The sequence below is a fragment of the Burkholderia sp. BCC1993 genome (assembly GCF_905339865.1).
Classification (GTDB): Bacteria; Pseudomonadota; Gammaproteobacteria; order Burkholderiales; family Burkholderiaceae; genus Burkholderia.
Window position 1 is genome coordinate 257,182 of the sequence record NZ_CAJPGZ010000008.1, and the last position, 14,030, is coordinate 271,211.

Consider the following 14,030-nt stretch of genomic DNA (forward strand, 5'->3'; position numbering starts at 1 on the left):
TGCACTGCGCCGGTGAACTACACGCGCCGGGCACCCGGATCGTCCGCACTTCGCTCGTCCAGAATCCGTTCATGACCGACCTGACCATCGCAATCTGCAACTACAACCACGGCGCATACCTGCGCGACGCGATCGATTCGGCGCTCGCGCAGAGCGCGCACGGTGTACGCGTGCTGGTCGTCGACGACGGTTCCACCGACGATTCGCGCGACATCATTCGCTCGTATGGCGAGCGCGTGACGGCGGTGTTCCAGGAGAATCGCGGTCAGGTCGCCGCATACAACCGCGCGCTCGAACATGTCACGACGCGCTACGTGATCCTGCTCGACGCTGACGACCTGCTCTATGCCGACGCCGCGGCCCGCGTGCTCGCCGCGTTCGCGTCCGGCGACTTCGTGAAGGTGCATTTCCGGCTCGACGTGATCGCGCGGGACGGTGCGATGACCGGGGCGAGCGTGCCGCAGTCGGCCGTCGCCACCGACTGCGGCCGCCTGTTGCGCGCGGGCTGGCTGTACCCGTCGCCGCCCGCATCGGGCAACGCGTATCGGGTCGATGCGCTCAAGCGCATCTTTCCGGTGCCCGTCACCCCGGACAACCTGCATGGCGCGGATTTCTATGCGATCTACGGTATCGCGTTGCTCGGCGCCGTGCACATGATCGATGCAACGCTCGGCGGCTATCGCGTCCATCAGCAGCCGGGGACGGGCCCGTCCGCCGACACGCCGGCCCTTGCCCTCACCAATTCGGAAGACGCCGCGACGGGCGCGCTGAAAGCCGAACGCCGGTGGGCGACGCTGCGCATGCTCGCCGGCACACGGCTGCACGAAGCATTGCCGATCGCACCGCTCGACTTCGCGATCGAGAAGGCCCGCTTCGCAAGCACGCTCTATCACGCCCCACTCGTGCGGCGCTGGCGCTGGTTCCTGTGCGAATCCGCGCGCTACTGGCAAACCGTGCTGCGCAATCCGTTCTGGGGCCCTGCCAAGAAAGCGGCCGTGGCCGGGCTGTCGCTCGCATGCTTGCTACCGTCGGCAACGCTCAGCAACCGTGCGATTCGCTATATCTCCAATCCGCTCGCGCGCGTGCGGAAGTCATCCGGCCATCACGCCGACGCTCGATAGCGTCGCCGAATCGCGCCTTCGGTAAGCCATCGCACCCAGCGGGTCGCGCATGCGCTGCACAATGATCCGGACCAGTGGATTCACGCGCACTGACCGGATTTCGTCGTTGTCTCGTCTCCAGTCGTCGTAGTCGAACGCCGGTATCCGATGTTCGGATGAATCGAGCCGACACGTAGAACGCGGCATTGATTCGTCACGCTGCATCGTGTTCGGCACCCTCCGGCAACGTCGATCCAGTATTCCATCGGCGGAAACCATCCGGCTGCCCCGTAAGCTCGAACAAGCGACTGCGACAGCAGGATCCAATGGTCACGGTAGCCATGCATTTATCAATCAGGAATGCATAGTTTTAACGAACTCGACACCGAGACAACACGATTCGCAGGCGGCTCATCGTCATGACGGGCGATGAATGTGCGATCGGATCGCTTGACCGAAAGATGACCCAAGAAAAGATCGTTCATATCGCCGAAGCGTTTGGTGGCGGCGTGCTTTCGATGCTGACCCATCTCGCCAACCATGCCGCGGCGACCGGCGTCGACGTGACGGTTCTGCACTCGATCCGACCGGAAACCCCGACCGATTTTTCGACGCTGTTCCTGCCCGACGTGAAGCTCGTGTACGTCGACATGGCGCGCGAGGTGAGCGTCAAACAGGATCTGCGGAGCTTGCGTGCGCTCGTCCGGAACCTGCGCGACTGCAAGCCGACCGCGATTCATCTGCACTCGTCGAAGGCCGGCGTGCTGGGGCGAATCGCCGCCCGGATCGCCGCCCCGAATGCGAAGGTCCTCTACTCGCCGCACGGACTCTCGTTCCTGCGCCGCGACGTGTCGCGCATGAAGCAGTATGCCTATCTGAGCTTCGAGCGCATCGCGGCGCACATCGGCGGAACCATCGTCGCGTGCTCCGGCAGCGAACTCGCCGAGATCAGGGGAAAGGTCCGGGCGAAGTCGGCAGTCCTGGTGGAAAACGGCGTCAATGCGGCGGAGATTCCATCGCGTCGAACGCGCGACGATCGCAAAGTCGTCATCGGGATGAGCGGCCGAGCGTCGTTCCAGAAAAATCATGAAGCATTCGTGCGCCTTGCCGAAACGCTGCACGGCGCGAACGTCGAGTTTCTCTGGATCGGCGGCGACGCCGCCGAGATTCCGGACCCCGGCCAGCGCCGGGCAGTCGTCTGCAGCGGCTGGGTCACCCGCGCACGCGCGCTCGCGCTGACGTCGGAACTGGATATCTACGTCCAGACCTCCCGATGGGAAGGCATGCCGGTCGCGCTGATCGAAGCGCAGGTCGCCGGCATACCGGCCGTGGTGACGGACGTCGTGGGCAATCGCGACGTGGTGATTCACGGCGTGACCGGCTATGTCGCGTCGAACGCCGACGAGATGACCGCATATCTGACCCTGCTGCGCGACGACCGGCAGCTTCGCGAGGAAATGGGCGCAGTTGCCCGGCAACGGGCGATTCAGCGGTTTTCGATGAACGCGATCTTCCGTCAGTGGCACGCCCTTTACGGACTCGACACCGACGGGGCGCGTGTCGACACGCACGACTTCAAGCCGGTTGTTCCCGATCACGTCAAAGCCTGATTCCGATTTCGACATCCCCTTATCGACATGATCGCTTTCAAGAAATCGAAGCAACTCGTATACAACGGCCGATTCACAACGCAGAAAACAACCGGCGTGCAACGCGTCGCGCGCGAGCTGATCGCCGCACTGATCAAGTTTCAGCCCCAGGATCCGGTAACAGTGCTGGTGCCTCCGCAGCCCGGCGTCGAGGTAAGCGGCGCGAAGACGGTCAAGGTCGGTTTTTACAAGGGCGTGGTCTGGGAGCAGCTGGTCCTCCCGCTATTTTCACGCCGCGGCCGCATCGTGAATCTCAGCAATTCGGCATCCATTTTCATCGGCAACCAGATCATCTACATGCACGATGCGGCGGTGTTCGACACGCCCGCGCATTTCTCCCGGCCATTTCGCGTGTGGTACCGGATCATGTTCTGGATCCTGGCGCGAACCTCCGTTTGCGTGCTGACCAACTCCTATTTCTCGCGGGATCGCCTCGCGCATCACTGCGGCGTCTCCGCGGAGAAGATCAGCGTCGTGCCGCTCGGTGCGGATCATCTCGATGCCCTGGAAGCAGACACGAGCGTGCTCGACAAGCATGCGCTGACGCCGGGCCGCTTCGTGCTCGCGGTCAGCAGCATGAATCCGACCAAGAACTTCGGGCGGCTGATCGCGGCATTCCGGCAGATCAACGATCCGTCGGTCGATCTCGTCATCGTCGGCATGCAGAACGCCACCGTGTTCGGCAAGCAGGATCATCTCTCGGCATCCGAGCCGAACATCAAGTACGTGGGCTACATCAGCGACGAGCAATTGAAGGCGCTGTATCAGAACGCAGCGTGCTTCCTTTATCCGTCGATCTACGAAGGCTTCGGCATACCGCCTCTCGAGGCGATGCGCTACGGCTGTCCGGCGGTTGTCGGCAAATCGGCCGCACTACCGGAAGTCTGTGCCGATGCGGCGCTGTACTGCGATCCGTTTTCGCAGGACGACATCGCGCAGAAATTGCGGAGCCTGCTCGATTCCACCGAGCTCAGGGCCGAGCTCAAACGCAAGGGAAGCCTGCACGCGGAGAAATATCGCTGGAGCCGAAGCGCCGAGATGATGACGGAAATCTTCGAGAGTCTGTAAGAGCGACTCCCGCATTCCGGCGCCGCAACGACGCCGGTGTGCTCCGCGAACTGCTCCGGTTACCCGACGTTGACCGGGTTGCCGGTCGCGGCCCGATGATTTCCGAACATGCGCTTGCCCAGATACGACCTGATCGGTTCTTCAACAAATTTCGCCAGGATGGCGGCGGACACGATCGAAAGAAACGCGGCGATCATCGCGGTTCGGACAACGTGGATGTCGGCCTGTGGCGCATACGCGAACACCAGCCTTCCGATCGGATAGTGCACGCAATAAAGCGGATACGAGATCCAGCCGAGGAACGCGCTGAGCCTTGCAATCGTCTTGCCGCTGGGCGCGAGCATGGCCCCCCGGTAAACCAGCGCAGGTGCGACGAACAGCAGGATAGCCACTGAATACATCCCCTTGATCGACGACGGAAACGCGACGACCAGCAGGAAAACGACAAACAGCATGTAGTCGTTCTTCACGAGCCCGGCGATGAACCAATGCGGCTTCGCCGGAAGATCCGAGTCGTACATCTTTCCAATCGCGATGCCCAACAAGAACCCGTAGCCCACCCTGAAGAAGCCGCCGATGAAGTTATCCGCCGCCCAGCCCTGGTTCATCATGATCGCCAGCTTGGCGTTATCGAGACTGGCGAGGAATCCGTATACGAGGAATGCGACGAGACAGGCGTAGGCCCATCTCGACAGATTCCGCGCGGTCATCTTGATTGCCGCGATCAGGATGACGCTCGCGAACAACTCGAAGAACAGCGACCAGGCTGGTGGATTCAGCGGGAATACGCCAGGATCATTGACGGACGGCAAGCTGTGATTCGCCGCGCCGACGAAACCCGACACCGAAAAGCGACCGAGGTATGGAACGAGAAAAAAATTCTGGCCGGTGGCGGCCGCCAGGTTGCCCAATGAGAACTGGGCGGACGAATTGACCTGCATGACGATCAGGCTCGCGAAGCCGATCACGAACCCGATGAAAATCATCGGGTACAGGCGTATTACCCTGCGCTTCAGATACTCGCCACGCCATGTATCCTGGCGCAACCTTTCACCGTAGGAGTACGCAAGAATGAATCCGCTCAGCATGAAAAACATGTCGACGGAAAGATAGGCACCCTGCAGGATCGTGCTCGATAGTTCCTGCAGGAAATGCATGAACATCACGCTTATCGCAGCGATGCCTCGCAAGCCGTCCAGGATTTCGAACTTCTGCTTGTGACTGGCCATGAAAGTGAGTGGCTCCGGGAAATATCGATCTTGCAGGTTCGGCACGCGTCGGCGCACACTTGCACGTTTCCGTGCGACCCGGCGCCCTACGATTGCCGTACCGCCGCCGCGGATCAGAAAGTCTTGTAGACGATGTCCGGCGCGGGCGAATCGGAAATGACCAGGACCAGCACGGTCACGACCGCCAATACCGTGCACCACGAGGTACGGGCGTAACGCGACAGGAACAGTCCGGCCATGCCGCCTTGCGTCATACGCTCATATATCGCGTTGAGCACGGCAAGCGTCACCGTCGCCCCCACGAATACCAGCAGCCATACGAACGCGACGAGCACCGGGCCGAGCGTCGTCGCGATGGCCTGGATTTCGCTCCAGGTCGACCAGAACCACAACAGGCTGAATGCGAAAAACGTGAACGTCAGCCCGCGCGCGCAATGGGCGTAGAGCGGCGTGTTGCACAGCGCGACGTACCGTTTCTTGCCAAGCCATTTGGTCATGCGGATCTGATACAGCTTGTTGACGCTGACGCCCCCGCCCTGCAGGACACCGAAGAACAGAAACATCGACGTCTGTCCGTGCCAGGCGCCGACCAGGAAGAACGTCACGAAGAACGCGACGACACCCAGATACGGCTCCAGTGAGCGCGACGGAAAGCGACGCATGAGTGTCATCAGCAGCGGGTTGTATACGTAGGTCTTGAGCCAGCCGGAGAGCGTGATGTGCCAGCGGCTCCAGAATCCGATGAAGTTGGTCGACGAGAACGGCCGGTCGAAATTCTCCGGCAGTGAGATCCCAAAGAAGCGCGCGACACCGACGACCGTGTCCGTGTAGCCGGAGAAGTTGAAATACAGATAGACCGGATAGATCGCGGCGATCGTCAGCCCGGTCAGCATGCGCTCGCCGAGTGGTTGCATCGGCGACAGTTGTGCAAGCGCCTGATGATGGACGTGCGACAGTGCCACCGACACGATCGCCACCTTGAAGAATCCCACGATGATACGCTCGAGCGCGACGCCGTAGTCGATTGCATCCGGCCCCGGCCGCTCGTTCGTCTGCGTCACGCTGTAATCCTGAAAGCGTTGAATCGGCCCCGACACGATCGACGTGAAGTTGAGCACGTAATTCAGATACACCACCGGCGTCACGCGAACCGACAGGCCCGGACTGCGAGCGTCGATGATGAGGTGGAGCATCCGGAAAAAGATGTAGGACACGCCGATCGTCGCGTAAGGGTGCGACAGCAGCAACGCGGACGGCACGAACGTATAGCGTTTGAGCCAGAAGAACAGCGCGATCACGATCGCGAGGATCGGCGCGAAAGCTGCCAGCCACTGCTTCGTTTGCATGCCCCGGACGCTCAGATAGCCGACGAGCAGGAATGCGGCGAACGGAATCCACGCGACCGGATCGCGGGAAAACGTCGCCAGGAACAGCAGATTGACGACGAGAAATATCGCGTTTTGCCAGGTCAGCGAGCGAGACAGGTTGAAGATCAGCGCGGCGACGGCTGCAAAGGCGAAGAACTGAAAGGATGGAATATTCATCGGGCGACCTGGAAACGGTTCGAAGCGATGGCGGCGGCATGCGCCGCCATGTTCAATGTGACCCGCATGCCGACAACGCGGGCGACCCGCCGGCGGTAAGCGCCGTCACCATGCTTTGCGCGACAACGCGCGCGCCGGCGGCGTTCAGATGGTTGTCGACCGGATAGTAGTAATCGGCCGGGTTCGCCGACTGCTTCAGGCTCGAGGCCAGGTCGATGTAGCGCATGCCGTGCTTCGCGGCGATTTCGGCCATCGCGTGATCGAGCGCCAACGGATCGATGCCCGTCGGCAGCGATTTCGCGGCCAGGAGCCCCGCCTGCGTCCGTTGCGGAATCAGCATCAGCGCCACCGGCACGCCCGTCGCGCGAAACCTGTCCGCGACCGTTGCGGCCACTTTGTCGAACGTCTCGAGCCGCTCGCGCCAGGCGGTCGAAAATGGCGGCCGAAGGAAATCGGCCTTGTCGCCGTATTTCAGATACATCGGAACCTGAATGTCCGGATTTTCGAACATGTAGTGCTGTGCGACGGCGACGGCACGGCTGCCGCTCAGCCAGCCCTTGGCACGCGCCATCAGGTCGCTGCGCGGTTCCGGCGCAACGGTGGCCGCGGGCGCATCCGCGACGTCCGGCAGATTGATCTTTTCCAGATCGAACGGCGCAACCGTGAGTACCGCTGCATCCGGCTGCAAGGCGAGCGCCGGCCCGATCCGGTTCAGCACCTTGCGGAACGGCAGTTCGTAGACACCGAGATTCTGGACCTCCACCGGTGCGCCACACATCCTGCTCAGGTCATGTTCCGCCAGCGCCGCGAACGATTGGTCATACGGGAGGCTCGTGCCTTCGGCAAACGACGTGCCGAGCAACGCAACGCGTCGCGTACCGGCCGGCTTCGGCCCGCAACCCTCGGTCGAGCGGAAACCGCAAGCGTTGTAGTGGTAAGTGATCCACGGCGTTTCCGGGGTCTTGACCGTCATCGTGCAATTCGGGACGTTGCGCATGCCCTCCCTGGCATCGGCTACATGACATGCGCCCCCGCGCGTTCCCGCGCTCCAGATCGCCCTCGTCGCGAATTCGGCGGCAACGAAAAGGCAGACCACCGTCGCCACGACGATCAACGGCAGCAATACATAGTCACGGCGCGGCAGCTTGCGAGAAGCCGCGACGTCATCCGTCTCGCGCAACGACGTGAGTGATACGGTGTTTTTCATGGTTCAGGCGGCAGCAATCGTATCGAAACCCGCCCGCGTCACGGCGAAATGACCCGGCGCGATCTCGCGGTCGCTGGCCATTTCCCAGACCGTCGTGCCGTCAGGCTCTTCGCTCACGGCTTCGAAACCGAGCTTCGCGTAATGATCCTTGACCAGCGCATTGCGGTCGGTCGGGATATAACGCCCGATCACGCGCGTGACATCGCGCTGGCGCGCATGCTGCAGCACTTCGCGCAACACCATCTGTTCGACCTGGCGCCCGAGCACGCGGCAGCTCATCAACCACGAATCGATCTGCCAGGTACTCGGCGCATGTTCGTCGGGCCGGCAAATCAGGACCGAGATCATGCCGTTGTCGCCGAACGTATCCGTCAGGCGAACCTGCAACGTGAAAACCCGCCCGTCACCTTCGAGCGCATGGATCTCCGCGTCCGTATAGCGGCGCGTCGTCAAATTGAACTGGTTCGACTTGTTGATCAACTGAACAATGCGTGCCCGTCCGGTATCGTCGAACGGTGCGAAATCGATCTTCATGTCGAGCGAACGCAGGTACGCATCCATGTCGCCGGCCTGACTGCGCAGCGCCACGCGGCGCGCATTGTCCTGGTACATGTCGGCGCGCTTCTGATCTTCCGGCAAGAATGCGAGGGACTCGAAATAGCCCGCGGCGGCAAGGGTCCGCGCGTACAGCGAAGGATCATCGGGCAACTCGGGAACGGCGACTTCGGGCAACGTCGTACGGACCAGATTCCGCTCGACCGGATTGTCGTCGAGGAACACCATCGAATCGATACCGAGCGACAGTTCGTCGGCAATCGCGCGAATATTGGTAGCCTTGTCGTTCCAGTTGGCCTGGAACACCGCAAAGTGTTGCTCGCGCAACAGCATCTCAGGGTGCTTTTGAAACGGCAGACGCGCCGTATCGTCGTTGTTCTTCGACGACACCGCGAGCACGATGCCGCGCGCCCTCAGCGAAAGCGCGAGCTGCTGCACTGCGAGATGGGCCTCACCGACCGCATCGCCCTGCGCCACCTTGATGCCTTCGAGCAAGTCGTCGCCGATCACCCCGCCCCAAAGGGTGTTGTCGAGATCGAGTACCAGCACACGCCGGCTCTTGCCGCGCGCGGCCCCGAGCAGCCGGCCCACGTGATCCGCATAGAGCGGCACGTAGTCGCCGGAAAACGGATACTTGGCCAGATTCCATTGCGCGGGCGAATGCCAGTTCGCCAGTCCGACCGTCCCCGCGACATGCGCAACGTCGAACAGGATGTCGTTCGATTCCGTCACACGCTGCGCGAGCGCTCGATTGAAACGTTCGACCAGATTGAGCGGCGTGCCGGCAATCAGCGCATCCCGGTTGCCGAACAGCGTGTCGGACGGCGGCGCGAGCGTCTGAACGATCGACGGCGCATTGCCGTGCTGCCTGAAGCCGGCGCGCAGTGCATCGATCTGATCCAGTGCCGCAATCACGCTGTGCTGCGCCGCTTCCTCGTCGCCCGGTTGTGCGTTGAGCGGCAGCCCGCGGTAATCCAGGGCCACCAGCACGGCATCGACTTGCGCGCGATTGATCGTCGAATCCGGCGCAAGGGCTTCCTGCATGACCTGCCCGTAGTGCCCCGACACGATCTCCAGCGCGACGCCATGACGCGCGGCGCTGGCGACGAGCGGCAACACGAGATGATCGAGCGTGCCGTTGCCGACCAGCCCGAGCCGGAACGGCGTGAGCGGCGCGAGCGTGCGCCCCGCGCCCTGCAAGGCAACGATCGCGCGCCCCAGCTTGATCAACTGATTTTCGCCGAGCGCGCAGTTGGCCAGTTGGCGTAAGCGGCTGCCCAATCCGACACCCGGATGATCGTCGATCGATTCGACGAGCGTGCGGCATCGCGCGGAGAAATCGTCAGGCGGGCGCGGCAACCAGGCCAGCGCAGTGTACAAATCATCTTTCATCGGAGGGCGCTCTCGGCGAAGCTGGTTCTGGACGGGAAATGCGGGCCGACGCGCGTCACGCGGCGTGGCGCTTGCTGATCAGATCTGCAAATTCACCGACGTTCTTCAGGCCGGAAATATCGGCTGCGGCAAGCTTGATTCCGAACGCGCGCTCGACGCTCAGAACCAGGCGGATATGCGACAGGCTGTCCCATCCGTCGACGTCAGCGGCGGTCAGTTGAGGCGTTGCCACCAGCTCGTCGTCGTCGAATACGTCCCGCAACACATCGGTCAACTTGGCATAGACGGCAGATTGGCTCACGGCGAAGGCATCCTTTGACGTAGGGAAAAATGAACGATGCGATGTGCTCGGTCGAAGTTGTTCGCGTGCAGGTCATCGCATTGCATCGGTCGGCGGTCCGCGACGGCACGACAACCTCGACCACCGTGCAAATGCTAGCCCGGCGATCGAATCGTTAACGTGCGAAAAGCTACTTTTCCGGGAGACGACAGGGCGCGAACGCAGGTTTCGACTCGCGAGCGCAATGTCGAGCGGGTGCATGGCCGCCCCGCCGTTTCGCGCACGACAGGCACCGCGACGCGAGGCCGAACGTCGACTGGTCATCGGTGGCATTCGTGCTGCGATACGCTGCGAACCAGGCCGTCGTTCGACACGTCAGCGCGCCCGCGTGCGCCTCACGGTGCGGCAGGATGGGTGGCCGGCGCGACCGATTCCGGTCGCTTGACGAAATAGCGGAACACGGTGATCAGCAAGACTATCGGCACGAAATTCCGTCCGCTGAACAAATTCGGAATTCGAAGAATCTCCATGATCGAAACGTAGAGCACGGCATGCGCGCAACACCAGAACCCGGCTCCGCTCCGCCAGCCTGCATAGCTCCGTCCGAACACCCAGCCGAGGACAACCGCATCGAGCAGCCCGAACCAGCCCCATTCGTAAAAATGAACGAAGATCCCGGAAGGATTGTTGAATTCCGGGTCGGCGTAGCTGTTCAGGAACACGGTGATGCTGTCGGTCGAGTCGAGCCACGGCTGCAACGGCGCTCCGATGATCGGAAAATGCAGCAGCCAGTCGAAGGTGAACATCGGATGGCCTCGGTCCCACCCGAGCACGCTCAGTATCCCCGCACCGTTGTTCAGCGCCGTCGAGTAGTACAGGCCGAGACGTTCGATCGCGAAATCGAACACGTTGTCGTAGATGGTGACGTAATAGGCCTCCCACGACCGGTTGTACTCGTTCGCGATGAAGAGCCCGAACAGCAACGGAATCGCGGCGTACGGCCCGAGCGTCAGCAGTCGCGAGAACCGGCCGCCGAGCCGGAACCGCACGATCATGAGCGCGCATGGCAGCGCCACCTCGATCAACGCGAGCCGCTCGGCAAAGATGAAGCTGCGCAGCAGCGTCAGCACCGCGAGCACGCCCAGGTAAACCTTGTAGCGGTTCAGCCCCTTGACCGGCGTCTTGAACACGTAGAAATACAACGCGACGTACGGCGCGGCTGCCTGCGTGAACGAGCTCAGGCCCGTGAAGTGCCCTTTCTGCTCGAGCATGACATACGCATTCGCTTCGCCGTGCAGGAACGCCAGCAACAACGCCGGACGCGCGAGAATCCCGCCCAGCAGCATGAGATTGCCGAACAGCGCGAGCACGAACACGAAATCGAGTACGCTGGGGAGCAACTCGGCGGGCGCGGCCGGCGGCCCCCGGCGCGACTGCACCTCGGTCGTCGCGAGCCACGCCGTCGCCACGACCACCAGCAGGAACAACGCGCCGACCAATGCGTAATAGCCGTCGAAGTAGAGCCGCGCGATCGATTTCTGATTGACCAGCAGACTCAGCGACAACATCCCGTACAACGGCAGGATGAAGATCAGCACGAGACGGGCGGGATCTTCCCACCAGTAACCTGTGTAAGCACCTGCCTCACGACGGACACGCGCCGCCCTGCGCGCCGTCGCCCCGCTCTGTCGCGGACGGAGCCTGCCGTCGCCCGCACCACGCCGTCTCATGAAGCCCGTTCCATCTGTTGTCGCGATACCGCCATTCCCTTGGCGACCGCCGCGGCCTGATGCGTGTTCGTATCCGCATAGCCGTAGTCGTACCGTCCGGGCGCGCCCTTGTAATCGTTCAGGACCACGCCGCGCACGTCGATATGCGCGTGTTCGAGCCGTCGTGCGCTTTCGTCGAGTTCCGCCAGTGTCGTCACGCCGCTGCGCGCGACGAGGAACACGGTTCCCGCGAGGCGGCCGAGCACCAGCGCATCGGCCACCGGCAGCAACGGCGGGCCGTCGATCACGACCATGTCGTAGCGCGATGCGACCTGCTCGATCAGTTCGGCGAGCGCGGGCTGCAGCAGCAACTCGCCCGGATCGGGCACGACGCTGCCCATCGCGATGAAATCGAGGCCCGGCGCGATGCCGCGCTTGATCGCCTCGTCGAGCCGGTGGGTGCCAGCCACCACGTCCGACAGGCCCGGTGCGCGACTGTAGCGGAACCGTTCGTGCAGCGACCCCTTGCGCAGGTCGGCATCGATCAGCAGGACTCGCCGTTTCGCCGCGCCGACGAGCGACGCGATATTCGCGGCGACGAACGACTTGCCGACACCCGTCGTCGGCCCGGAAATCAACACGACGGGATTCGACGCGTCCGGCATCGACAGTTGCAGTGCCGCACGGAAATTGCGCAGACTTTCGAGCGCCGCGTCCTGCACGGCGGCGGGCGGCACCGGCTCGCGCGCGCCGCGCCGTCCAGCCTTCGGGCGCAACTCCGCTTGCGCCGCGCCCGGGCTGTGCGGCACGGTCGCGAACACGGGCAGCCCCGTCGTCCATTCGATTTCCTCGGCATCGCCGATCGTGCCGACGATGCGCTGCCGGACGATCACGATCGCCGCGCCTGCCAGCAGGCCCACCATCAGCAGGGCGATCACGGCGACCCCGCGATGCGGGCCGATCGGCTGCTCGGCGACCTTCGCCGTATCGACGATCCGCACGGTGCCGGTCTTGCTGGCCCGCGCGAGGATCATCTGCTGGCGCGTGTTGAGCAGGTTCGTGTACAGCGCCGTGTCGACGGCCACGTCGCGCTGCAACTGCAGCACGCCCTGTTCGACGGTCGGCAACTGCTGGATCTGCTTGCGTGTCGTGTCGAGCGAACGCTGCGCATCGGAGAGCTGAGCATCGACGGCCACCACGGCCGGATGCTTCGGCATGAAGCGCGTCAGCAATTCCTCGCGCCGCTGCTGCAGCGTCTGCACGCGCGTCTCGATGTCGACCGACTGCTGGCGCAACGCCAGCGCTTCGTCGCTCGTATTGACCGTCCCGTGCGAGGCCCGGAACGCGTTGAAGCGGCTTTCCGCCTTTTCGAGCTGCGCCTTGAGCTGCGGCAACTGGGCGTCCATGAAGCGGATCAGCTTGTCGGCCGCCTCGGACTTGCGCTGCGTGTTCTGCGCCAGGTATGCGTCGCCGATCGCGTTCAGCACACGGCTGTCGTGCACGGGATCGGTGCCGTCGAGCGTCACGCCGACCATGTTCGACTGCTTGCCGCGCTCCGAGATCAGCGCGTTCTTCTGCAGCCAGGCCGTCGCCTCCTCGTCGCTGTAGCGCGTCAGGTCGAAGCGTGCGCCGGGCTTGCCGGCCACGCCGCGCACGAATATGTCGAGCGGCCCCTGCGGCGTCTCGACATGCAGCGGCTGCCCGATTCGGCCCTGCCATGCCGGCCCCTTGCGGCCGAACCAGCCCGTACGCTGCAGCGTGTAGGCGCCATCGTCGCCGACGGTCAGCGCGAACCGCTTGCCGAGCAGGCGCTTCGGCACGTCGAAGGTCGGCACGTCGATGTGCTCGGTGCCGTATACATAGCCGCCCGGCAACGGCGACGACAGCCCGTCGGCCGCGTTCACGAATCGCCAGCCGATCAGCGGCAGGTAATGCGGCCGGGCGTCGACGGCCAGATTGGTACTGTCGATCGCGCGATCGAGCACCGCGCGGGATTTCAGCACTTCGATCTCGGTCGACGCATCCGTCTTCAGGTCGAATACCGACGACGGATCACCGGTCGGCGACGTCGATTTCGAGTCGGTCGGGCTTTGCTCGACCTGGAACAGGATGTCGGTCCGGTAGACGGGGGCCGCACACAGCGCATACACGGCGCCAACGAGCGCGCCCGCGAGCGCCGTGCCAAGGATCAGGCGCCGGCCGCCGTACAGCATGCCCCAGTAGCGGCGCACCGGATAGGACGGCCGCAGGGCGGGCCCGCTGTGCGGGTCGAGCAGGGTCGAGGAAGTCATACGGCA

10 protein-coding genes are annotated in these 14,030 nt (G+C 63.3%); 3 read left to right on the forward strand and 7 right to left on the reverse strand.

What is annotated here, in order from left to right; translation table 11 throughout:
• The first annotated feature begins 71 nt into the window (after positions 1-71).
• The 3 genes from U4Y91_RS15620 to U4Y91_RS15630 all read left to right on the forward strand — a co-directional run bounded on the left by U4Y91_RS15620 (position 72) and on the right by U4Y91_RS15630 (position 3,817).
• Positions 72-1,121 (forward strand): glycosyltransferase family A protein, encoded by a 1,050-nt coding sequence (locus U4Y91_RS15620; RefSeq protein WP_321805772.1) that lies wholly within the window; start codon positions 72-74, stop codon positions 1,119-1,121.
• A gap of 440 nt (positions 1,122-1,561) precedes the next feature.
• On the forward strand, positions 1,562-2,710 hold the full coding sequence (locus U4Y91_RS15625) for a glycosyltransferase (protein WP_321805773.1): 1,149 nt from the start codon (positions 1,562-1,564) through the stop codon (positions 2,708-2,710).
• Between the two features lie 27 nt (positions 2,711-2,737).
• Complete coding sequence (locus U4Y91_RS15630; RefSeq protein ID WP_321805774.1) at positions 2,738-3,817, forward strand: glycosyltransferase family 1 protein; 1,080 nt, start codon at positions 2,738-2,740, stop codon at positions 3,815-3,817.
• Positions 3,818-3,876: 59 nt separating this feature from the next.
• On the opposite strand, the gene U4Y91_RS15635 is transcribed toward U4Y91_RS15630, so the two are convergent.
• The 7 genes from U4Y91_RS15635 to U4Y91_RS15665 all read right to left on the reverse strand — a co-directional run bounded on the left by U4Y91_RS15635 (position 3,877) and on the right by U4Y91_RS15665 (position 14,024).
• The gene (locus U4Y91_RS15635) at positions 3,877-5,046 is read right to left on the reverse strand and encodes an acyltransferase (RefSeq protein ID WP_321805775.1); all 1,170 of its coding nucleotides are present in this window, start codon (positions 5,044-5,046) and stop codon (positions 3,877-3,879) included.
• A 113-nt stretch (positions 5,047-5,159) separates the two neighbouring features.
• The gene (locus tag U4Y91_RS15640; protein ID WP_321805776.1) at positions 5,160-6,590 is read right to left on the reverse strand and encodes an MBOAT family O-acyltransferase; all 1,431 of its coding nucleotides are present in this window, start codon (positions 6,588-6,590) and stop codon (positions 5,160-5,162) included.
• A gap of 52 nt (positions 6,591-6,642) precedes the next feature.
• Positions 6,643-7,563, reverse strand: a complete 921-nt coding sequence (locus tag U4Y91_RS15645) for an SGNH/GDSL hydrolase family protein (protein WP_321805777.1) — start codon at positions 7,561-7,563, stop codon at positions 6,643-6,645.
• A gap of 237 nt (positions 7,564-7,800) precedes the next feature.
• Positions 7,801-9,744 (reverse strand): HAD-IIIC family phosphatase, encoded by a 1,944-nt coding sequence (locus U4Y91_RS15650; protein WP_321805778.1) that lies wholly within the window; start codon positions 9,742-9,744, stop codon positions 7,801-7,803.
• A gap of 55 nt (positions 9,745-9,799) precedes the next feature.
• The gene (locus U4Y91_RS15655; protein WP_059666713.1) at positions 9,800-10,045 is read right to left on the reverse strand and encodes an acyl carrier protein; all 246 of its coding nucleotides are present in this window, start codon (positions 10,043-10,045) and stop codon (positions 9,800-9,802) included.
• Between the two features lie 374 nt (positions 10,046-10,419).
• Entirely contained in the window at positions 10,420-11,754 is a 1,335-nt protein-coding gene (locus tag U4Y91_RS15660) for an oligosaccharide repeat unit polymerase (RefSeq protein WP_321805779.1), read from the reverse strand.
• Complete coding sequence (locus tag U4Y91_RS15665; protein WP_321805780.1) at positions 11,751-14,024, reverse strand: polysaccharide biosynthesis tyrosine autokinase; 2,274 nt, start codon at positions 14,022-14,024, stop codon at positions 11,751-11,753. Before U4Y91_RS15665 ends, U4Y91_RS15660 begins: the two co-directional genes overlap by 4 nt.
• Positions 14,025-14,030: the final 6 nt, after the last annotated feature.